This is a genomic window from Allobranchiibius huperziae, from assembly GCF_013410455.1.
Taxonomy (GTDB): Bacteria; Actinomycetota; Actinomycetes; order Actinomycetales; family Dermatophilaceae; genus Allobranchiibius; species Allobranchiibius huperziae.
The window spans coordinates 2,663,231-2,683,773 of record NZ_JACCFW010000001.1 but is presented as its reverse complement, the minus strand read 5'-3'; the positions used below and the strand labels follow the sequence as shown (position 1 = coordinate 2,683,773).

The 20,543-nt window shown below is 66.4% G+C and carries 19 protein-coding genes; 8 read left to right on the top strand and 11 right to left on the bottom strand.

Annotated elements, in window-relative coordinates:
* The first annotated feature begins 95 nt into the window (after positions 1-95).
* Complete coding sequence (locus HNR15_RS18665) at positions 96-1,058, top strand: hypothetical protein (RefSeq protein WP_179482283.1); 963 nt, start codon at positions 96-98, stop codon at positions 1,056-1,058.
* Here HNR15_RS18665 and HNR15_RS12560 read toward each other — a convergent pair.
* The 3 genes from HNR15_RS12560 to HNR15_RS12550 all read right to left on the bottom strand — a co-directional run bounded on the left by HNR15_RS12560 (position 1,048) and on the right by HNR15_RS12550 (position 4,286).
* Complete coding sequence (locus HNR15_RS12560) at positions 1,048-2,547, bottom strand: S10 family peptidase (RefSeq protein ID WP_179482281.1); 1,500 nt, start codon at positions 2,545-2,547, stop codon at positions 1,048-1,050. The genes HNR15_RS18665 and HNR15_RS12560 overlap by 11 nt on opposite strands.
* A 29-nt stretch (positions 2,548-2,576) precedes the next feature.
* Complete coding sequence (locus tag HNR15_RS12555) at positions 2,577-3,008, bottom strand: hypothetical protein (protein WP_179482279.1); 432 nt, start codon at positions 3,006-3,008, stop codon at positions 2,577-2,579.
* Positions 3,009-3,113: 105 nt separating this feature from the next.
* A complete protein-coding gene (locus HNR15_RS12550; protein ID WP_179482277.1) occupies positions 3,114-4,286 on the bottom strand; it encodes an FAD-dependent oxidoreductase in 1,173 nt (390 codons plus the stop codon).
* A gap of 114 nt (positions 4,287-4,400) precedes the next feature.
* Between HNR15_RS12550 and HNR15_RS18360 the strand changes: the two genes are divergently transcribed.
* From HNR15_RS18360 to HNR15_RS12535, 3 genes are read left to right on the top strand one after another with little or no spacing between them, the layout of a single operon-like run.
* On the top strand, positions 4,401-4,649 hold the full coding sequence (locus HNR15_RS18360; protein WP_179482275.1) for a DUF3775 domain-containing protein: 249 nt from the start codon (positions 4,401-4,403) through the stop codon (positions 4,647-4,649).
* A gap of 11 nt (positions 4,650-4,660) precedes the next feature.
* Positions 4,661-5,437 (top strand): exodeoxyribonuclease III, encoded by a 777-nt coding sequence (locus tag HNR15_RS12540; protein ID WP_179482273.1) that lies wholly within the window; start codon positions 4,661-4,663, stop codon positions 5,435-5,437.
* Between the two features lie 42 nt (positions 5,438-5,479).
* Positions 5,480-6,304, top strand: a complete 825-nt coding sequence (locus HNR15_RS12535; protein WP_179482271.1) for an HAD-IIA family hydrolase — start codon at positions 5,480-5,482, stop codon at positions 6,302-6,304.
* Here the strand turns inward: HNR15_RS12535 and HNR15_RS18865 are convergent.
* Complete coding sequence (locus HNR15_RS18865; RefSeq protein WP_179482269.1) at positions 6,286-7,806, bottom strand: LamG-like jellyroll fold domain-containing protein; 1,521 nt, start codon at positions 7,804-7,806, stop codon at positions 6,286-6,288. The genes HNR15_RS12535 and HNR15_RS18865 overlap by 19 nt on opposite strands.
* Positions 7,807-7,898: 92 nt before the next feature.
* Entirely contained in the window at positions 7,899-8,510 is a 612-nt protein-coding gene (locus HNR15_RS12525; protein WP_246305926.1) for a hypothetical protein, read from the bottom strand.
* A gap of 167 nt (positions 8,511-8,677) precedes the next feature.
* Here HNR15_RS12525 and HNR15_RS12520 point away from each other — a divergent pair, with 167 nt between their 5' ends.
* Positions 8,678-9,145, top strand: a complete 468-nt coding sequence (locus HNR15_RS12520) for a MarR family transcriptional regulator (protein WP_179482267.1) — start codon at positions 8,678-8,680, stop codon at positions 9,143-9,145.
* Between the two features lie 68 nt (positions 9,146-9,213).
* Here HNR15_RS12520 and HNR15_RS12515 read toward each other — a convergent pair whose 3' ends face one another.
* The gene (locus tag HNR15_RS12515) at positions 9,214-10,479 is read right to left on the bottom strand and encodes a choice-of-anchor P family protein (protein ID WP_179482265.1); all 1,266 of its coding nucleotides are present in this window, start codon (positions 10,477-10,479) and stop codon (positions 9,214-9,216) included.
* 157 nt (positions 10,480-10,636) lie between these two features.
* Positions 10,637-12,010, bottom strand: a complete 1,374-nt coding sequence (locus HNR15_RS12510) for an HNH endonuclease (protein ID WP_179482263.1) — start codon at positions 12,008-12,010, stop codon at positions 10,637-10,639.
* A 146-nt stretch (positions 12,011-12,156) separates the two neighbouring features.
* Between HNR15_RS12510 and HNR15_RS12505 the strand changes: the two genes are divergently transcribed.
* Positions 12,157-12,954: an SGNH/GDSL hydrolase family protein gene (locus HNR15_RS12505; RefSeq protein ID WP_179482261.1), complete on the top strand. Its 798-nt coding sequence runs from the start codon at positions 12,157-12,159 to the stop codon at positions 12,952-12,954.
* 72 nt (positions 12,955-13,026) lie between these two features.
* Here the strand turns inward: HNR15_RS12505 and HNR15_RS12500 are convergent, their stop codons facing one another.
* Positions 13,027-13,662, bottom strand: coding sequence for an acetyltransferase (locus HNR15_RS12500; RefSeq protein ID WP_179482259.1), 636 nt, complete (start codon positions 13,660-13,662; stop codon positions 13,027-13,029).
* 96 nt (positions 13,663-13,758) lie between these two features.
* On the opposite strand from HNR15_RS12500, the gene HNR15_RS12495 reads away from it, so the two are divergent.
* Both HNR15_RS12495 and HNR15_RS12490 read left to right on the top strand, forming a co-directional pair.
* Positions 13,759-14,688 carry an NAD-dependent epimerase/dehydratase family protein gene (locus tag HNR15_RS12495; protein WP_179482257.1) on the top strand — a complete coding sequence of 310 codons (930 nt, stop codon included), beginning with the start codon at positions 13,759-13,761 and terminating at the stop codon, positions 14,686-14,688.
* Positions 14,685-15,947, top strand: a complete 1,263-nt coding sequence (locus tag HNR15_RS12490) for a nucleotide sugar dehydrogenase (protein WP_179482255.1) — start codon at positions 14,685-14,687, stop codon at positions 15,945-15,947. The genes HNR15_RS12495 and HNR15_RS12490 overlap by 4 nt, the downstream gene beginning before the upstream one ends.
* 79 nt (positions 15,948-16,026) lie before the next feature.
* Here HNR15_RS12490 and HNR15_RS18350 read toward each other — a convergent pair whose 3' ends face one another.
* The 3 genes from HNR15_RS18350 to HNR15_RS12475 form a co-directional block, all read right to left on the bottom strand.
* Positions 16,027-16,290: an acyltransferase gene (locus tag HNR15_RS18350; RefSeq protein ID WP_246305925.1), complete on the bottom strand. Its 264-nt coding sequence runs from the start codon at positions 16,288-16,290 to the stop codon at positions 16,027-16,029.
* A 288-nt stretch (positions 16,291-16,578) separates the two neighbouring features.
* Positions 16,579-19,443 (bottom strand): O-antigen polysaccharide polymerase Wzy, encoded by a 2,865-nt coding sequence (gene wzy, locus HNR15_RS12480; protein WP_179482251.1) that lies wholly within the window; start codon positions 19,441-19,443, stop codon positions 16,579-16,581.
* Positions 19,433-20,542, bottom strand: coding sequence for a glycosyltransferase (locus HNR15_RS12475; RefSeq protein ID WP_179482249.1), 1,110 nt, complete (start codon positions 20,540-20,542; stop codon positions 19,433-19,435). The genes wzy and HNR15_RS12475 overlap by 11 nt, the downstream gene beginning before the upstream one ends.
* Between the last annotated feature and the right edge of the window lies 1 nt (position 20,543).

The window sequence follows — 20,543 nt, the reverse complement described above, 5'->3', positions numbered from 1 at the left end:
GATCTGAACATCAGCTGAATCCGCACTGAAAAAATTCTGTGTGGTAAAGAGAAAGTTCTAGGAATTACGGGATGAGTACGCAGGAGCCGACTCGCATGAAGCGCACGGGCCCGTCCCGGCGCGTCATCGCGGGGCACATCGCGTGGACGGTGCCGGTCATCGCCATCGGCGCTGCCGCACCCGCCGAGGCTGCAAGTCCGCCCGTCACCCTGACCCCCGCTGTGGGCTCGACCCAGTATTCGATCCCAGCGGGCACGACGAAATTGACGTACACGATCGTCGGCGCTGGTGGGGCCAACGCTAGTACGGCGGTGACCGGTGGTTCGGGGGCGACCATCTCGGGGACGATCACCCTGCCCGGTACCGCCACGACGATCACGGTGGTGGTCGGCGGTGTCGGTGGTGCCGCGGGTGTGGGCACGGGCGGTGCGGGGTACGGCAACGGCGGATCGACGTCGGCCGACCTCGGCCGCGGTGGTGGAGGCGGCACGGCGATCCTGGACTCCACCGGCAAGCCGTTCGTCGTCGCCGGTGGGGGCGGTGGCGCGGTGGCGGCATCCTCCAGTGGCTACAACGCAAGCGGCACCGCCGGTGGTAGCGCCACACCGAACCCCAACGCAGGTGGAACGGTCACCTTGACCCCGACCGCCGGTGGCACCGCCCTCACCGCGGTCGGCGGAGCGGCTCCGAGTGGCGCCACGGGTGGGGCCGGCGGAAACGGTGCCACCGGCACGGGAAGCCCCACCACTCGCTACAACGGCAACGCGGGTGGCAACAACGGCACCGGTGCGAACGGCGGCGGAAACGGCGGCACGGGTGTGACAATCCCGACATCGGCCTCCGGCGGCACGCGCGTCGTGGGCACAGGTGGTGGTGGCGGCGGATACGCCGGTGGCGGTAGCGGAGCCGGTGGCGCGGTGACCGGCACCAACTACGCCGCGTACGGCGGCGCCGGCGCTTCGGGCAGCAGCTACACAGCCGGCGCGGGCAACACGGTCACCAGCAGCGGCAGCGCGAACAACGCCGCCCAGAACGGGTCGGCCACCATCACCTACTGATTCGCGGGCCCCCGGAGGCCGAGCGGACGAACGCCGCCAGGTCGCGGCTCTGTTGCTCGCGGCTCGGTTGGTGGACGTACATCATGTGCCCGGCGTCGTAGAAGTGATGCTCGATGTTGTCCAGCCGTGACTGCGGCAACCGCAGGTGGGCGACCGTCTGCTGCGCGGCGTAGTAGGGCGTCGCTCCGTCGTAGTAGCCGTAGGCGATCTGCACGCGCAGGTGCTCGTTGGCGCGCATCGCCCGCTCCAGCCGGTCGGCGACGTAGACGGAGCGGCCCTCGAACTCCTTGTAGCTCCAGTCCTCCAGCACTCCCTTACCGAAGACGCTGAAGGGCGCATCGTCGGTGTTGCGCAGCTCGGTGTGCGAATACTCCTGGTACGCCGCGGCGTACGGGCCCACGATCGCGTCCATCGACGGGTCGGCGTCCATGTGCTCGGCGATGCCGGAGGCGGCCGGGCCGGTGAAGCGGGAGTCCAGGCGACCCACGGTCAGGCCCTGGTCGCGCAGCAACTCACCGAAGAAGCGCCAGTGCTCGATCCGCAGGTCGGCCCGGTCGACGTAGTCCTCGCTGAGTCCGGTGAGGGAGGCGATCCGGCGTACGGCGTCGGCCCGTTCGTCGGCGGTGAGCCGGTTGCCGCGGGAGAGTGCCCACGGGTAGTCGCGGGCGGCGTACTCCTCGGCCTCGGTGAGCACGTCCTGCAACGAGCGGCCGGGGTGCTTGCCGTGTCGGTGCGCGGTGGCGGCGTAGAAGGGCAGGTACATCACGTGGCCGCGGTCGTCGTGCCCGTCGAACTCGGCGGTGCCGAAGTCGAGCACGCTGGAGATGAGCATCAGACCGTTGAGGTACATGCCCATCTCGTCCTGCAGCAGCTGCGCGAGCCCGGCCGCGCGGGTGGTGCCGTAGGACTCGCCCGCCAGGAACTTCGGCGACATCCAGCGGCCCTCCTTGGTGACCCACCGACGGATCACCTCGGCCACGGTCTCCAGGTCGCGCTTGAACGCGTGGAAGTCCTTGGGCTTGCCGCCCTCGACGACCCGCGAGCGACCAGTCGAGACGGGGTCGATGAAGACCAGGTCGCTGTCGATCAGCAGCGTCTCGGTGTTGTCGGCAAGGTCGTAGGGCGGCACTGCCAGCTCACCGACGTCGCCCATCACGACGCGTCGCGGTCCAAGTAGTCCCATGTGGAGCCAGAGGCTGGAACTGCCAGGGCCGCCGTTGAACGCGAAGGTGACCGGCCGGGTGTGCGGGTCGGCGTCGTCGAGGGTGTACGCCGTGATCCCCACCTGGGCGCGGGGCACGTGCCCCTTCCACACGCCGTCCTCCACGGACTCCTCGCGCAGCACGACCCGCCCGGTCGTGGCCGTGTAGTGCAACGGTCCGCCGGGCAGGTCGAGGGTGTGACTGGTGTGGGTGAGGTGATCGCCCGGATCCGCCGCAGGTGCAGGCGAACTCGTCGGGGCGGTGTCAGTCTTGTCGGCGTCGGCCATCTCCGCAGCGTACGACGCCGGAGCGGCCGTCAGGCGGTCTCGCGCGCCGCGCTGTGTGCCTGGTGCTGGGCGCGCCACGCGCGCAGGAAGAGGAATCCGGTGGCGAGGCCGATGATCAGCCCGGCAAGTCCGCGGCCGGTGGCGATGACACCCTGCCCGCTGTGGAAGACGCCGGCGCAGATCACCACGAGCACTAGGGCGACGATCGCGATCAGCCACGACGGGGTCGAGATCGTGCGGGGGACCACGAAGGCGAGCAGGTTGCCGATCACCCATCCGACGAACGGCGCGATCAGCGTGGCCGTGAGGAAGGAGTCGGAGTTGACCGACAGGAAGGTGGCGCTGAGCAGCAGCAGGATGACGATGAAAACCACGTCGGCGCCCGCCCAGAGCAGTGCCTCCTGGCGCGCGTTCAGGTCCGAGCTGGGGGCGGCCTTGGGTTCGGGCGAAACGTGAGTCATGCGGCGTTCTCCTCGATCATGAGCGGGGCACTCCACCACGGTGGCGCGGTTCGCCTGAGGTTACTGCAAAGTAGCGCTGCGTGGCGGCACGTCGAGACGCGCGTGCTAGAGCCGTCCGGGCAGGATCCCGTGCCAGTAGAGCTGCGGCTGCAGATAGCGATCGAAGGCGAGCGTCCAGGGTCGTGGCCGGGCCAGGTCGCGCAGGCCGAACATCGGCTGCAGCCCGCCGTCGCGGTCGAACTCCGCCAGTAGCAGGTGCGACCTCGAGGTGGTGATCGGGGCGACGGAGTACCCGTCGTACTCGTGCAGCGGCTGCTCCATCCGGGCTGCGGCGATGTTGTACGCGACCACGGGCACCTGCTTGCGCAGAGCCCCGCCGGACTTGCTGGAGTGGGTGTCGGCCGCATCGCCCAGTCCCCAGACGCGGCGGTGGCGTGGGTGCTGCAGGGTGCGTTCGTCGACCGTGATGAAGCTGCCGGCACCGTCGCTCAGACCGGCGGCGGCGATCCACTCGGGCGCACGGTGCTCGGGGGTGAGGTGCAGCAGGTCGTAGTGCAGCTCGCCGGCCGTCGTCTCCAGGGTCTGGTCCTCCGCACGGATCGCGCGCACGGAGGTGCCGGTGCGCACCTGCACGCCGTACCGCTGGGCCGCCCGCTCCAGCCGGCGGTCGATCTGCGGGATGCCGAACATGGTCGGCGACTCCACGAGCGCCACTACCTCGATGCGGTCCAGCACTCCGGTGCGCCGCCAGTGGTCGCACGCCAGGAAGAGGGGTTTGTAGGCGACCCCGCCGCACGGCACCGGCCGGTCGGGGACGGTGAAGACCGCGGTGCCGGAGCGCAGCCCGCGGATGAGCTCCCAGGTCTTCGGCGCCAGCTCCGGCAGGTAGTTGGTCGAGCCGTGCGCCTCGTCCATCGCCGCGCGCGAGCCCGGGAGCGCGTCCCAGTCGGGGCGGGCGCCGGGGCAGAGGACCAGGTCGCCGTACGCGATGCGGGTCCCGTCGGTCGTGGTGAGGTGGCCGGCATCGGGATCGACCGAGGCGACGGCCTGGGTGTGCCAGGTGCAGCCGTCCGGGACGAGGGCGCTGCGGGGCCTGCGCGTCTGGGCCGTGGTGGCCATCCCCGCGCCGACGTAGGAGAGCAGCGGCTGGTAGACGTGGGTCCGGCTGGGGTCGAGCAGCGCCACGTCGCGGGCGCCCAGGCGCAACAGTTGGGCGGCCAGGGCGGTGCCGGCGTTACCGGCTCCGACGATGACGACGTCGTGCGAGATCTCCTGCACCGTCTGCTCCTTCCGCGGGGCCGCGCCGGCGTGAGACCTGTCGGCGTCCTTCACTACTGTCGCCGTACGTCCGCGCTCGGCGCGCGGCGCCCCCGTCGAAGGAGAGTCACGATCATGAGCGAGCACACCTCCGAAGAGCTCGACGCGGCACGCGAGGCCGCGCAGCAGGCGGTCGACACCGCCACGTCCTGGGACTACAGCGCGGGCGAGGCGAAGATCGCCGACAAGCTGCGCGAGGGTCTGGACGCGGCCGGCGTGACGCTCGAGCAGGACGAGTTCGACCGGCTGGTCGGTGAGATCGACGCGCTGGCTCAGGACGAGAACGCCGGCACGCCCACCGTGCGCGCGGCCCAGCCCCGCTGAGCGCCGCATTCTTGCGCCTGATCTCGGCCAACGTCAACGGCGTTCGCGCCGCTCACCGCCGCGGCGGCCTGGCGTGGATCGCCGAGCAGCAGCCGGACGTCGTCGCGTTGCAGGAGGTGCGCGCCACCGACGCTCAGCTGCGCGCGGTGCTGGACGACGTCGGGATGGGCGACTGGTCGGTTGCGCACACCGAGGCGGCGGATGCCGGTCGCGCAGGTGTGGCGATCCTGGCGCCGGTTCCGCTGACCGACGTGCGGGTCGGACTGCCCGGTTTCGAGCAGGCCGGCCGGTGGGTGCAGGCGCGCGTCGGTGACGTGACGGTGGCCTCGACCTACGTGCACACCGGTGAGGCGGGCAGTCCCCGCGAGGAGGAGAAGCTGGCCTTCCTGGACCGCATCGGTGAGCGGATGAGCGAGCTGGTGGCCGAGAAGGCAGTGCTGACAGGGGATCTCAACATCTGCCATACCGCACTCGACCTGCGCAACGTGAAGGGCAATGTCGGCAAGTCGGGGTATCTGCCGCAGGAGCAGGCGCACCTCGACCGGTGGGCGGCGGCCGGGTGGCGGGACGTCGTACGCGCGGACGCCGGCGCCGTGGACGGGCCGTACACGTGGTGGTCCTGGCGCGGCAAGGCGTTCGACAACGACACCGGGTGGCGCATCGACTACCAGTGGGCGTCACCGGCGCTCGCTGCCCTCGCGACTGGCGCGCGGGTAGGGCGTGCCGCGTCGTACGCCGAGCGGTGGAGTGACCACGCGGCAGTCGTCGTCGACTACGGCGCGGGGTGAGATCGACGCCCGATGCCGGTGCGGTGCTGGAAGAATGCGGCCATGACCAACAGGAGACCGGTCGAGTGCTGGCTGACCGACATGGACGGGGTGCTCGTCCACGAGGAGCACGCGCTGCCCGGGGCTCCTGAGTTCCTGGCGAAGCTGCAGGCGAGCGGGCGCCGCTTCATGGTGCTGACGAACAACTCGATCTACACCCGCCGCGATCTGCGGGCGCGGCTGCTGGCCAGCGGGATCGACCTGCCCGAGGAGGCGATCTGGACCTCGGCGCTCGCAACCGCGCAGTACCTGCAGGATCAGCGGGCCGGCGGATCGGCGTACGTGCTGGGGGAGTCGGGGCTGACGACCGCCCTGCACGAGGTCGGCTACATCATGTCCCAGCGCGACCCGGATTACGTGGTGCTGGGGGAGACCCGCACCTACTCGTTCGAGACCATCACCCGCGCGATCCGCTTGATCGACAACGGTGCCCGCTTCATCGCCACCAACCCCGACGCCACCGGACCGTCGGCGGAGGGCTCGCTGCCGGCGACCGGCGCGATCGCCGCGCTCATCACCAAGGCGACCGGCGTCGACCCGTACTACATCGGCAAGCCGAACCCGCTGATGATGCGCAGCGCGCTCAACCAGATCGATGCGCACTCCGAGACGACGGTGATGATCGGCGACCGGATGGACACCGACATCCGCAGCGGTCTGGAGGCGGGGATGCGCTCGATCCTGGTGCTGAGCGGGTCGACGCGCGCCGAGCAGGTGGGTCGCTACCCGTACGTGCCGACCTGGGTCAAGGACGGCATCCACGACGTGGTGCCGATGATCGACGAACTCGCCCCGGTGACGGGCCGTGGTCAGGACGCGGCGTCGTAGTGGGCTGAGACCTGGGCTGCGGTCAGTGCCGACCCGAAGAGCGCCGCGTTGTAGATGCTGGCGTTCAGGAAGTTGCTGGTCGGCGCGGCGGGGAAACCCTGCAGGTCGTTGTCACCGATCCGGAAGTAGCCGTTGAAGCTGCGGCCGCTCGTCACCGTCGTGTCGCTGTCGGCAAGCTGGCCGTCCAGGTAGAGCCGCATCCCGGCGTTGGAGAGGGTGGCGGTCGCCAGGTGCCAGGTGCCGTCGTTGACCTTCCCCGCCGTGTTGACGTACGCAACCCGGCCCGGGTTGACCCCGAAGACGAGCTGACCGTAGTTGGTGATGTAGAGCACCCGGTCGCCCGCCGTTTTCGCGGCACCCGTCTGGGCGTCGGAGAAGCCCATCAGCACCCCGCCACGGGTCGTGGTGGTCTTGAACCAGATCTCCAGACTGAAGGTGTTCGGGCCGACGAGGTAGGTCGGGGTGCTGATGTACCCCGAGCTGCCGTTGAGCGTCGTCGCCCGGTCGGTCCCGCACGGGCCCGCGGTGGTGCCGCTCGTGGCCCCGGCACGGCTGGGCTGATAGGTGCCGTTGCGTCCGCCACCCGAGGCGTCCGTCGCGGTGTTCCCGCTCTGTTCGCCGAGGGGGTAGAAGAAGTAGGGGTTGGCAGCCTGGACGGCGTTCGCGCAACTGAAGTAGTCCGCCGCCGACCAGGCGTCACCCGCGTTGACCGTCGTGTCGGTGAACGAGCTGGAGGCGCTCGCGGGAAGCGCAGCCCCGGTCGCGATCGCGGCGACGCTGAGGCCGACGAGCACGAGCCGGCTGCGACGCCGCGGCGCGGCGGGCGCGGAGGCGTGTCGCGCGGCGTACCCCGGAGGTGTCATCGCGCGGGGGGTGTCGAGGTGGGACGGGACGGCAGAGGCGAGCGCGGTCGAGGTGGCGAGCCCGTCCCGCTCGACGTCGTCGTCCTCGTCCTCCGGGCGGAAGACGAACGCCGCTGAGACCAGCACGAGGAGCGCGGCCAGGATCGGGAGCAGGGCAGCGCCCTGGTGGGTGCGCAGGAGGAAGACCGGCTTGCCGATCCAGGGCGAGCGCAACGATGCGACGCCGTGGACCGCGCTCCGGGAGATCGGGGTGGAGTCGTCGGTGCGGTTCGCGTCACCGCGCAGCGTGAGGCGCCCGTCCGGGCGTACGGCGACGAGCCGGTGCATCCGCAGTCGCCCGGCGTGGTCGGGGTCGTCGGCCAGGAGCACCTGGCCGATCCGCACGTCCTGCGGCGCGATCGGGCGAGAGGCGACGATGTCGCCGGTTTTCAGTTGCGGCGCCATGGAGTTGCTCATGACGACGGTGCTGTGCCAGCCGATCGCGACCGGCACCATAGACCACAGCAGCAGGCTGGCGAGCATCGCCAGAGCCGCGCGCGCGAGAGCGGTGATCACGAGGGCGCCCCAGCCGCCGCGCCACGTCGAGCCGGGGGTGGCGTGCACCCGCGGCTCGGTGGGGCGGACGACTGCAACGGGCACGGGCGGGCTCCTCGACGGTTCGGACGGTTCTCCGGTGGCAGCAGCGGGGGTGGGTGCGACCCGTAGGGGCCGCACCCGCCTCGCTTCGGCGATCAGCTGTTCTGGGCTTCCCAGGTGAAGCCGATCGAGGCGGTGCCGCCCTGCGCCGTGTTCGGGGTGTTGGCGTCGAGGCCGTAGGTGATCTTGTAGACGCGGGTCTCCGACGCGGTGCCCGTGGGGGCCCAGTTGCCGACGCCCGTGGAGTAGTTGGTGGCCGCGCTGCCGAAGGAGGCGAGGGTGCCGGTGTAGACCGCGGAGCCGCTGGTGAGCGGGGTGAAGCCGGTGCAGGAGCCGGAGCCGCCGCCGGTGCCCTGCGCGATCGTGAGGTTCAGCGAGGAGGACAGTGCCTTGGTCGTCGTCGCGCCCGTGCCGTAGAGCTTCACCGCGGAGGCCACGGAACCGCTCGACGTGACCGCGATGCACTTGGAGTCGGTGGAGCCGGGCTTCAGGTTGGTCGCGGAGAACATCGCGGTGTTGTTGCTGTCGTCGGCCAGCGCGACGGTGCCGGCGGACCAGTTGTTGCTCCCGTTGCTCGTGGTGGCGGAGAACGCGGAGTACGACGCTCCCCAGACCAGGGCGCCGGAGGTGACCAGCCCTGTCGCGACGGCGCCGAGGGTGATGGCGCGGACGGAACGACGGCGGGGGCGGCGGATGGAAGCAGACATGGATGGACGACCTTTCGATTTTGCACGGTATGAACGAGCTCAGGAGGACCCGAACCGCTCCCACGGCGGGTCAATAGAAGGTAAAGTAACGGTCAACCGTACGACTGTCAAACGATCCGATGAACGTATGATTGCAGCTTCACGTATTCGACTTCGAAAGGACCACCGTGTCCACGTCTCCCCCCGCGGACCCCTTGGCGGACGGCATCGACGCTCTTCGCGCGCTGATCGTTGCGGGCGAGCACCTGCGCCAGGCCATCGCGGAGCACTTTGGCACGGGCGTCCCAGAGACCCTGGCGATGAGCCATCTGCACCTGCGGGGTCCACTTGGCCCGCGAGAGTTGGCCGAACGGCTCGGACTGACTCCTTCAACCGTCACGTCACTGCTGGACCGGCTCGAGGCAGCCGGCTTCGCCCGGCGTGAGGCGCACCCCACCGACCGGCGCAAGTCGGTCATCACGCTGACGGCGGCGGGTGAGGAGGTTGTGACCGCGTCGGATCACTGGCTCAGCAACGCGGTCGAGCGTCTCGGTCCGAAGGTCATTCCCGAGGTCACCCGGTCCATGCAGCTGCTGGAAGCCGGGCTCGCGCAGCAGACCGCGGACCTCCTGGGCACCGCCTCCACGGCCGACTGACCCCACAGACGGCGAGAGCCCCGGACCAGCGCTGGTCCGGGGCTCTCGTCCTGCGTGCGTCGAAGGGGTCAGCGGTTCTGCACCCCGGTGTTGGAGACGCCGATCTCGACGAGCGTGCCTCTGGCGAGGTTGCCGAGCGCCTTGTCGAGGGTGATCGAGACCATCACCACTCGGATGCCGGTCGTGGTCTTGGTGACCTTGTGCAAGGTCACGGTCCCCAGCTGGCTGAGGGTGATCGTCGTGTTCGGCTTGACCGAGTCGGTGATGGAGGGCATGCCGGCGATCTTGAGGCCGACGAACCCGGATGCGTCGGTGAAGGTCGCCGCTGACGTGAAGCTCGTCCGGCTGGTCGTCGTCGACGCCGTGATGGTGCGAGCGCCGATCAAGGAGCTGAGCACATTGAGCCCGCTGATCTGGTTGGTCGCTGAGCTGGTCAGTTTCGGTGTGGCCACCGACGAGGTCGTGCTCTTCACCGCCCCGAGGCTCAGCAAGCTCGGGATCGCGCTCGAGGCGACGCTGACCGTGCGGTCGCCCCCGTCGCAGGCGACTCCCGCGAGAGCGGTGGGACCACTCTTGACGCTGCCCGACAGCGTGGCCTGTGTGCCGTACGCCGACCCGGTCGCGAAACCGGCCGGCGTGCCTCTCAACGCAGCGTACGAACGGCCGATGTAGACCGTCGTGCCGACGGGCAGTCCCATGCTGTTGGAGTTCGTGACGGTGACGTGGATCGCGGTGGTGACCGCCTGGGTGAGGCCGTTGACCTTGGCCTGCGACTGCTCGTTGAGCACCACCGAAGCGAAGGGTTTGCCACCGAGCGCGAGAGCCACCTTCGTGTTGGGGCCGACGCCGCTCGCGAAGCCCTTGCCCGCGACCTTGATGCCGACGAACGCGGTGCTGTTGGAGCCGTACGACGTCTTGCTCGGTGTGTAGGTGGCGCGAGACGTGGTCTTCAGCGAGGTGGACGTGATGAGACCACCCAGGAGATTGACCCCAGAGATCTGCGCAATGCCCTGGGACGTACGGCCGGACGCGTCGAGGATGCTGCGGCTCTGGCTGTAGTCCGTGCCGACCTTGCCGACCTTGCCCAGGTCGACCGAGGCCACCTGGTTGGAGTTGGTGAGGTTGGAGGTCGTCGTGCAGGAGATGGCTGAGTATGCGGTGGCGCCCGAATTGAGCGCTGCCAGAGAGGAACTGACGTAGGTGCCGTACCCGTAGGCGGAGTAGCCGACGGGTGCCGGGGTCGCTGCAGCCGCCGAGGCGGTAGGCGGATGGGTGCTCAGGGTGAACCCTGCGAGGACGGTGCTTGCGACGACGACTGCTGATGCTCTTCTCATGCGCTCTTCCCCTTGGACGTGCTGGTCGACCGGCGTGGGAGCGAGGTCGGCACGGCCGCAAAGCGGTCGGTACTTGAAAGTACGTCGGTCGTACTAAATTACGGGGGCTCAGCAGCGGGTAAGTTTCTTTCGAGTAAGTTACTTGCCTGTAGTTATCTCAGCCGGATTCGAGGTAGATGCGCCCGGTGAGGAGGGCGACGTCGATTCGTTTCGCGAGAGAGTGCTCCAGCCGTGATCGTTGCCGGACCGGCGTCGGGGGCGGCTCGCTGCGGTAGACGTGTCCGGTCGGGGTGATGACGTGGACGCCATGCCGGTAGCCGTCACTCGATGCCCGGGAAGCACGCCAGTCGGGGTGCTCCTTGCGGTAGTTGCAGTCCTCGCATAGCCCTTGCGCGTTGTCGAACGACGTGGATCCGCCCGCCGAGTGCGGCCGGATGTGGTCCACATGTCGGATCGGGGCGTCGCAGTAGGGCGTACGGCAGACCTCGTCGCGCACGGTGACCAGCTCGCGAAGCAGCCCGGTGAACGCCCTTGTCGTCGCCTCCATCCGGATCAGGTCGCCGTCGCGCGGTGAGGTGAAGAGGCGGCGAAGGGTGACCCGCGCGGTGTTGCGGTCACCTTCGGACCCGGCTCCGACGAGCTGGCGTGCGAGATCGGCCGGGATGGGGCCGTATCCCTCGAGCCGCGCCGGCGTGGCGTCGCCGGCGAAGAGCGTCTCCGCGTCCATGAGCAGGTTGAGGTGCACGTCGCATGGGCCGGCGGGCTCGCGCCCGGTCAGCCGTCCGACCAGCAGGTCGGCCATCCGCTGGCCCCGCGAGCGCTCGGTGCCGTCGGCGACGTCCGTGCGCGCCTCCTGCTGCAGCGCGAGGTGCGCGGCGATCGCGTCGGCGCAGGGCAGGACGGCGGTCAGGATTGCCATCCCGTCCGGCGCAGCTCGCACGCAGACCCGACGGGCGGCGACGGCTCGCGAGCGTCGGGCGACGACGCTCGCGGCGTCCAGCCGCGCGGTGAGGCCCGCGGCCATCGCGTGGGCGCGGCGGTCGGACATCCGGGGCAGGTCGTCGGCGAGCTGCTCATCGACGAGGCCGCGGATCTCGCGGGTGGTGCAGGCGGTCTCCTGCGCGACGATGGTGGCGCGCCACTCGCTGATCTCGCCGCGACGCAGAGCGCCGTAGGTCTGCGGCATCTCATCGACCAGGGCGCGTGCCAGTCCGAGGTGCCGTGAGCCGCGGGACGGCGACTCGCGGCGCGCGAGCGCGACCTGGCCGCCGACGGACCGCGCGGTGTCGGCCTGGCGAAGGCCGCGCGCCTGGTCGGACGCGCGCTGCTCGTCGTAGAGATCGACGGTCAGAGCTGCCTGGGCTGCTGCGGCCGCGCCCTTCAGATCCTCCAGCGCGGCGATCTGGTCGATCCGCTGAGCATCGGGCAGGCAGTAGTCGACTTCGAGCAGCCGCATCAGCCAGGTGCGGATCTCCTCGCTCGCGAGCGGCGTGAAGTCGTCCCCGGCGACGGTCTGCTGTGGATCGAACATGCTTCCAGAGTAGGGGTGGGGTCTGACAGGCATCGACTCCAGGACATGGGTGCCCGCTCATCGACCGACCGTGCCAGCGACGTCCCGTGTCTGGGAGCGGGCCGGTGGCATGATGATCGGAATTGCCCGCCGACCAAGGATGTTGAATGACCCGCGCTCCCGCCCGTCGCAGCACCCGCTTAGAGTCCGCGGCGCGCCACGCTCTTCCGGATGCGGCCCTGGCTGTCGGGGCGATCGCGGCTGTGGTCATCGCCGGAGTGGCGATCGCGGACGGTCGCGCCACCGCAGGCGCCTCCGCGCGACCCTCATCGGCGTCCTCGGTGCGTACGCCGAGCCCGACCACATCGAGCGCGGCCGGCGGCTCGACGACCGGGACGACAGCGGCCCGACCGACGGCAGTCTTCATCGGAGACTCCTACACGACCGGCGCCGGCGGCGACGGGACGAAATGGACCACGCTGCTGGCTCAGCGCGAGGGGTGGCGCGAGGTCAACCTGGGCTACCGGGGGACCGGTTACGGCATGGAATTCCACGCCCCTGATTGCCCTGCCGCGGGATGCCCGGACTATCTGCAGGTCGTGAGCCGGGCGGTCGCCGCCCACCCCGCGATCGTCGTGGTGTCGGGCGGTCGCAACGACATGACGAACCAGGCCAGGGCCGCCACCAACATCCCCAAGATCTTCCAGCAGCTGCGGCAGGACCTGCCGAAGGCGCGGATCGTCGCCGTCTCACCCTTCTGGGACTCCGGCTCCTACCCCGCGCCCCTCACCGCCCTCGGCGCCGAGGTGCGCAGCGCGGTGCAGCAGGTGGGCGGCCAGTACGTCGACGTCGGCTCGCCTCTGAGCGGCAAGGCCGGCCTGCTGAGCTCCGGTGGGGTCTACCCGAACGCTGACGGATACCGCGCCATCGCCGCAGCAGTAGCAGCAGCGCTCGGGACTACCTGAAGGAACGGGCGGGTCTGGGTGCGAGAGCTGCAGACCGACGACGCGCGCAGAAACCCGGCGGGCGAAGGTTGGTCAGTCAGTGTGGCGTGGTTTACCGAGCACCCTCGCCGGGTTCCCTACCACCGTCACGGCATCGGGAACGTCCTCTAGTACGACAGCGCCCATGCCGATGGTCGCCGCGGCTCCAATGCGGACTCCCTGACGTATCAGGGCGCCGGTGCCGACGAAGGCACCCTTGCCGATCGACACATCGCCCGAGATGGATGCCAGCGGCATGACCGACACCCCATCTTCAAGGGTGCAGTCGTGGCCGACTGCGGCGCCTCGCCCGATGTGGGTGTGGCGCCCCAGACGCACGTTCGTAGTCACCGTTGCCTGCGCGAAGACGATGGATCCCCAGTCGAGGCGGACGTCGTCTCCCACAACCGCCGACGGGTCCACTACGGGCGGCGCCGACGTCATGACCTCGTTGAGCTTGCATCTGACGATGCCATTACCGATTCCGAGGTAGACGGGCACGTGGCGGAAGGACTCCACGGGCCCCAGCCACCCGATGTCGATCCTTTCGAGACGGTCCAGGCTCTCGCCCGACGGCTGCCTGTCATCCGCGATTCCCAGCACCCTTAAAGACCCATCGACTGATGCCCGTCGAATACAGTGGAGCGTCTCACGGCCGTGGCCGCCAGCTCCGACGATTACCACATCCATCGCGACTCCTTCCGCACAGATTGGCTCGTATATCTGCCTGGACGCTACATCAACTGGCCGTCTCATCTGTCCTGACTTGATCTACCGAAAGTTGCCATGCGTCTGCTCATCACTGGGGGAGCCGGATTTATCGGCTCCAACCTCGTGCGACTCGCCCTTGCAAGTAACCACGAAGTTACCGTCATCGACGACCTTTCAACGGGCAATATTGCCAACATCGAGGGCTTGGACGTCGAGTTCGTCGAGGCGTCGATCTTGGACTCGAGGGCTCTTCGTCATGCGCTGGCCGGCGTGCAGTCGGTCGTGCATTTAGCCGCCCTCGGGTCAGTCCCCAGAAGTATTAAGGATCCGATCGCAACTCACGTGTCAAATGCCACCGGAACCCTTGAGGTGCTAAATGAGGCCCGCACCCTAGGTGTGAAACACGCGACGGTGGCCTCGTCGTCATCGGTTTACGGAATGAATCCGGCGCTGCCTAAGTCCGAGCGTGAATGGGTTCGACCAATGAGTCCGTATGCAGTGAGCAAACTGGCTACTGAGCAGTACGCCCTTTCATTTCAGCAGTCTTACGGGATGTCGACGATGGCCTTCCGATTCTTCAACGTCTACGGACCGCGGCAGATGGCCGGACATGTGTACGCGGCTGTCATCCCAGTCTTTATCGACGCCCTCTTGGCTCAACGGCCCCTCTTCGTCAACGGCGACGGATCAAACTCACGCGACTTCACGTACGTCGGAACCGTGTGTCGCGTCCTCCTCGAGGCAAGCGAGAAACGGCTGCAACACCCGGAGCCGGTCAACCTCGCGTTTGGTACGAATACATCCCTGCTCGAGCTGATCGACGCTTTGGAGAAGAAGGCAGGGTGTAAAGGAGACGTTAGATTCCGTGAACCGCGTGCTGGCGATGTTGCACATTCGCAGGCCGATAATGCGGTTCTGCAATCACTTTTCCCAAACATAACAAGCACATCGCTTGACGAGGGTATCGAAGAGACCATCGCATGGTTCAGGGAAGGAACCAAATGAACACTGTCGTAGTCATCGGGCAAGGTTATGTCGGTCTACCCATGGCGCTGCGCGCGGCGCAGGTCGGACACAGCGTCACGGGTCTCGAGTTGAACGAGACCGTCGTGGAGAATCTCAACCGGGGTGTGTCCCACATCGGCGATATTGGGGAGGCCGAACTCTCAAATGCCCTGAGCAAGGGCTATATCGCGTCCGCCGACCCGGCTTGCATCGAACGGGCCGATGTGGTGGTGGTCTGTGTTCCGACGCCCTTGGGTGCAGGTGGTGGCCCGGATCTGGGTGCAGTAGAGAACGCGGCCCACACCATAGCCCGGCACGTGAAAAGTGGGACGCTGTGCATCCTCGAGTCCACGACCTACCCTGGAACTACAGAGGAGATCTTCGGACCCATCGTTGCGGGGAATGATCTGGAGATTGGGTCCGACCTCTTCGTAGCGTTCTCACCTGAGAGAATCGATCCGGGGAACGAGCAGTATGGAGTGAAGAACACTCCTAAAGTCGTCGGAGGAATCACGGACGCATGCACGGCCAAGGCGCGTGACTTCTACCAGAGTTTCATTGACACTGTCGTACCGGCCAAACGTGCTCGGGAAGCCGAGATGGCAAAGCTGTTGGAGAATACTTTTCGGCATGTGAACATTGCGCTGGTGAACGAGATGGTGCGGTTCAGTCGGGAACTCGATATAGATCTGGGTAATGCAATTGACGCGGCTGCTACTAAGCCTTTCGGCTTTATGGCGTTCAGACCTGGCCCAGGAGTCGGTGGCCACTGCATCCCGGTAGACCCGTCCTACCTCTCGCATCGGGTCAAGGCCAAATTGGGGTATGCCTTTCGGATGGTCGAGCTGGCCGAGGAAATCAACCAGGCTGCGCCGGGGTACGTTGCCAATCGGATACGAAATATTCTCAACGACGACAGCAAAGCTGTTCGTGGAGCTCGAATCCTCCTTTTAGGAGTGGCCTATAAGGCCAATATTGCAGACCAGCGTGAGAGTCCGGCTGATCCGCTCGCACTTCGACTCCTCGCATGGGGGGCTACCGTCAGATATCACGACCCGTATGTATCGCAGTGGAGACCGCGAGGCACGGACCAAACATTCGATAGTGTTACGGACCTGGATGGCGAAATGCGCGAATCGGATCTCGTGGTTCTGATGCAAGCGCACGATTATTACGATCTGAGTGCCATGAATGATGCCGATGTGGAGGTACTGGACACACGCGGGGTCCTCGAGGGGAAGCGAGTGCACGGGTTGTAGGTGGGTGGCCGTGGGTCGGACGTACTTCTGGCCCGAGATGGCTTGCGACCCACGGCGTACTACATTGGCGTCGACCTCGCTAGAGGGTTTCGGACGGCCCGTTGAAAGCTTGTCGAATTACTCTTGCCGGGTTCCCACCTACGACCATCTCAGGCGGGACATCCTTCGTGACGACACTACCTGCAGCAACCAATGCTCGATCTCCGATGGAGACACCAGGGAGGATGACACTCCTCGCTCCGATGAAAACGTCCTCACCGACCTGGATCCCGCGAGTTGTTCCGTGCAATGAGCTGAAGGTAGAACCGGCGTCGGGGAGGGGATGGTCATTGGTGATGAACATACATTCGGGGCCCATCTTGAGTCGCGCTCCGAGCACGACTGATCCTGATCCGAGGAACGATGTTCCTGCACCGATCCCTGCGCCCTCTTTCAGTTGCACGCTACGCGACAACTGTGCTCTGGGCCCAATCCTGGCGCCAGGGAGGACTTCTTCACAGATCGCCTGCGCCAGCTTCCGGCGGGCCCAGTAACCTCCCGGAACGCGTGGGTGTAGATGGCTGGCCATCAATCCGTACGCGATTGCGGCGGCCGTTCGCTTCATGCAATTCTCCCGGGCTTCTGGCTCAATTTAGTGAGGTGACGGCGAAAGATGACCCAACGCATCATCTATCTTTCGCCGCCTCGCCCATAGGATGGCCGCATAGGCGGCGTAAAGGACGATGCAGCTTATAACGCCACCCGTCACCCCGAAGAGTTTGATACCGAGGTAATACGTGGGCAAGGCAATGAGAACGAGCAGGGTCGAAATAAGCCCCACTTCTTTCGTTCGCGCCAGTCCCATGAGAATGCGGGAGTCCAGCAGTGCTAGCCCCATAAATATCTCGGCGATCACCAGGCCGCGCAGTATGGGGACCGCGCCTGAATACTGTGACCCGAAAAGAATTCTGACAAGGGGTCCGGAGATAGCGATGATCGCTGCACACGATCCGAGGATGAGGGTGGCTGCCACCTTGTAGAGATGCCTAGTCTCGCCGGTGGCCCGTTGAGCAACCGCCGTACGAGCAAACAGCAGTTGCCCGATTGCCGCCGGCACGAGCCTGATCGATTCAGCCAACGTCGCAGCAGCAGCGTAGATTCCAGCGGATCGTGCACCAAGAACACCGGCCAAGATGATTCTGTCGGCGCGTTGAATGACGAGTAGGCCCACGCTGTACCCAAGAGTCGGCGCGCCGATCTTGATGAGGGAGGAGACGGCGGATGTTGTCGTGCGAACGCCCGGTCGTGTGCCTGCCCGGCGCGATCGGTGCACAGCGAAATACATCTGGCTGAGGTAACCGACGGATCCGCAGATCAGGGCGAAGAACACCGTGCCGTGCCCGCTCAGGCAGGCCACGGCGAACAGCAGAAGCTGCACCCCGGTCGCCACCGCCCCTGAATAGACCGAGAATGATGTCAATCCAGCGGCTTGTAGAAGGTCGCCCGCCTGTCTGCCGAGCATGAAGGAGAAGCCGAGAAGGAAAGCAGCCGAGATGACCCCGGTTGAGGAGGAATGGTGCACTGGAAGACCGATGGCGACAGTCAGGGCCGCGGCGACGATCGCCGCGACCAACGTGAAGACGGCGTAGGCAGCGCAGTCTGACTTCGATGGCACGCCGCGGGATCGGACCCGTAGTGCTGTTCCTGTTCCCAGGGTGAGCACTAGGACGGCCAGGCTCGAGACGGTGACCCAGACTGTCAGTTCGCCTTGGCCCGTTGGTCCAAGGATGCGTGCTGTGAGGATTCCGAAGGCCAGCGCGAGACCTGCGTTCGAGACAGCACCGCTGGAGACGCCCACGATGGGCCTGAGCGATTGGACAACGCGCCCGCCACGATCGCGCCATGAGGTGTGCTGCCGGGGTGGAACAGGTGGGGTGTGCCTGTATCGGCCGGCTGCGGAGGTTGGGGGTGGGTCGAAGACGCGACCCGCCTTGACGTACGTCTCCGTCGAAGAACCGCCGCTCACGAGGGGGCGACTGTTGTCAGCGGTTGAACTTCTGGACAGGAAACCGTTGTTCGCGACGACCAGGCTTTGTGCAGGGAACTTCAAGACGGGGTCCCGAAGCTCGACGGCGCGACGTGGCGCGCCTGATGTGATGAGGACGGTGCGGCGCTTTCCGTTGGCGGTGCCGGCCATTCTGACGGCGAGCACAGCGGCGAGCACCAGACCGACCTGAAGGGGGACCGGTGTGAACGTGTTGCGCACCCAGAGGAACAGCACGAATGCCAAGCCGCCTGCAAGGCAGTCGAAGAGCTGGCCGCCGCGGCGTGCATCCAGGATCCCGCTGATGATGCCCAGGCTCACCATGACCAGGATGACACCCGGCAGCGATCCGGCGCGAAACGCCTCAGCGATGGGCGAGCCACCGATGTTGCCGACTCGTGCAGCAACCACGGTGTTCAACGCCGTGGGATCCGTGGAGGCCGGCGGCAGACCCAGATTGAGAAAGTGGCCGCCGAGGGCTCTGAGAACAGGGTGCGTGTAGGTGCCAGAACCCACCGGGAGCTCGGAGGACGACTGCCATGTGATGACCTGGGCCAGGGGTCTGATGCTGTAACCGAGTTCGGCCAGACTGGAGAGAGGATTCACATCGGCCAGATTCACCACTGCGCCGCGAAGGCCCTGGACTCGCGTGGTTCGCACCAGCGCCCCCAGCGCGAGCAGCGCGACAGCGGCAGGTGCCATCCACGCGCGAAACTTGATGGGACGTTGGCGCGCTCGGACCACGAGGTATGCGGTCATAGGGATCAGGACCTCACCACGCAATCCGAGAATGAACGCGATTGCCGACCACGCTAGGAAGACCCTGAACAGCTTCTTGCGCATCTGCCCCGAGGTCGTCGCGAGGATAGGTAGTCCGACGCCCATCAGAAGATAGGCATAAGCGATCTTCGAATTCCCCGTGCCGGACAAGAAGTTGACGTAGGACCCACCGAGGATCGTCACGCCACGGGTCAACGAAATCGCGAACCAAAGAGCGAGACCACCGATCAAAAGTGCACTTCCCACAACGGTGGCGGATTTCTCGAAAGAAGGCGTGGGGGCGGCGGTAATTCGTTCGCTCGGGCTCTCTCGTCGCCACAGGGCCACGGCGAACGTCGACGCGCTGAATGCGAGTTGGCCTACGGAGTAGATGTATGCGGCTGCCGGGATACTGCCAGCATTCAACCAGATGATATCGGTTGGCCGGAGGGTCGAGAAGGTCCCGCCGAGGGCTGGTTGGAAGAAGAGACCGGTGTGGAAGACTCCTAGCAGACCCGTATAAGCAGCCGTTAGGGTGAACGGATGACCGGGTCTTTGCGTCATGTGAAGAGCTAGGCACAGGATGAATACGCAGCAGGCAACGCGCATACCGGTGACCGAGTCCGCGACGATGAGGTCGTGCAGGTACAGAACGCCGCTCAGCGTCAACAAGCAGAGCAGCAAATACGGTGCCGAACGGTTTTTAGTGATCACTGGTCCCCAGATATAGATCGCGATGGTTCTCGGTTGCAGCTGACAGGGAGAACGGTGTATCGGCGAACGCGCCCACGATAGCGTGACGCTCAGGAGCACCACTCAGTAGTGATTGTAGAGCGGTGACCCATTCGCTGTCAGGAGCACTGAGCGGCATCGTGCGAACGGCTGATGGAAAATAGTCGGCGATCCAGACGGCTCCGGGAACGTCGGAGCACAGGGCTGGAGTTCCCACAGCGAGTGACTCGAGCACGACGCCCGGGAGCCCCTCTCGTGTGCTGGTCAGGATCAAGCAATCTGCCCTCGCGATGCATTTTTGTGGGTTGGCCTGATGTCCCGCGTCATCAATATACGGCGCCATCTTCAGAGCCTTCACAGCATCTGCAATCACGGCCTCATCCGCCCCTTTGCCTCCCACCAAAGTTAGGTGCGCATTGAACCCAGCGGCGCGCACCTCTCGTAGGATGCTAATCGTCCTGCTGCGGTTCTTCTCCGCCGACGGACGACCTACATGGATGAGGCGAAGGTCGCCTTTGACCCCGTCGCGCCTGAATTGCATCTCGGGCTTGGTTGCGGCGGTGACCACGGAAAAGCCGTTGGGAATCACCCGAGCGCGATCGTCCTGGCGCCAAGACGCCGAGTAGCCGTTCGAGAGGGCTCCCGGGCTCACGCCGACGATGGATGTTGCGCAACGGGAAATGAGATAACGCATTGTTCGTCGCTGCAGCCGCCGACGCGCCGAGTTTCCATGCAAATCCCCGTCGCTGCGAAAATGCGCAATTCGACGTGGCACTCCGAGAGCAGCGGCCCCGGCCAGGACGGCACCGGAGAAGGTGGCCACATGCGAGTCGATCACATCAGGTCGAAGTTCTCGTAGGAGCCGAGCATATTGCAACGGAAATCTTGGCCCGAGCCGTAGTGGATGGATTTGTCCACCCCGGGACTCGATGCGGTGGGCGAGCGATCCAGCTCGACCCGACAAGGCCAGGTAATGGAACTCGAAGTCTTCGTCGTCAAGTGCCTCAGCAAGTTCGATGGTACGAAGTTCCGCCCCACCCACGTCCATCGACCCGAAAACATGCAGAACAACGGTAGTCACG

Excerpts from the sequence above, each read along its gene's own strand:
- HNR15_RS18665 (WP_179482283.1), top strand. The coding sequence starts at position 96 with ATGAAGCGCACGGGCCCGTCCCGGCGCGTCATCGCGGGGCACATCGCG.
- HNR15_RS12560 (WP_179482281.1), bottom strand. The coding sequence starts at position 2,547 with ATGGCCGACGCCGACAAGACTGACACCGCCCCGACGAGTTCGCCTGCA.
- HNR15_RS12555 (WP_179482279.1), bottom strand. The coding sequence starts at position 3,008 with ATGACTCACGTTTCGCCCGAACCCAAGGCCGCCCCCAGCTCGGACCTG.
- HNR15_RS18360 (WP_179482275.1), top strand. The coding sequence starts at position 4,401 with ATGAGCGAGCACACCTCCGAAGAGCTCGACGCGGCACGCGAGGCCGCG.
- HNR15_RS12535 (WP_179482271.1), top strand. The coding sequence starts at position 5,480 with ATGACCAACAGGAGACCGGTCGAGTGCTGGCTGACCGACATGGACGGG.
- HNR15_RS12525 (WP_246305926.1), bottom strand. The coding sequence starts at position 8,510 with ATGTCTGCTTCCATCCGCCGCCCCCGCCGTCGTTCCGTCCGCGCCATC.
- HNR15_RS12515 (WP_179482265.1), bottom strand. The coding sequence starts at position 10,479 with ATGAGAAGAGCATCAGCAGTCGTCGTCGCAAGCACCGTCCTCGCAGGG.
- HNR15_RS12510 (WP_179482263.1), bottom strand. The coding sequence starts at position 12,010 with ATGTTCGATCCACAGCAGACCGTCGCCGGGGACGACTTCACGCCGCTC.
- HNR15_RS12505 (WP_179482261.1), top strand. The coding sequence starts at position 12,157 with ATGACCCGCGCTCCCGCCCGTCGCAGCACCCGCTTAGAGTCCGCGGCG.
- HNR15_RS12500 (WP_179482259.1), bottom strand. The coding sequence starts at position 13,662 with ATGGATGTGGTAATCGTCGGAGCTGGCGGCCACGGCCGTGAGACGCTC.
- HNR15_RS12495 (WP_179482257.1), top strand. The coding sequence starts at position 13,759 with ATGCGTCTGCTCATCACTGGGGGAGCCGGATTTATCGGCTCCAACCTC.
- HNR15_RS12490 (WP_179482255.1), top strand. The coding sequence starts at position 14,685 with ATGAACACTGTCGTAGTCATCGGGCAAGGTTATGTCGGTCTACCCATG.
- HNR15_RS18350 (WP_246305925.1), bottom strand. The coding sequence starts at position 16,290 with ATGTTCATCACCAATGACCATCCCCTCCCCGACGCCGGTTCTACCTTC.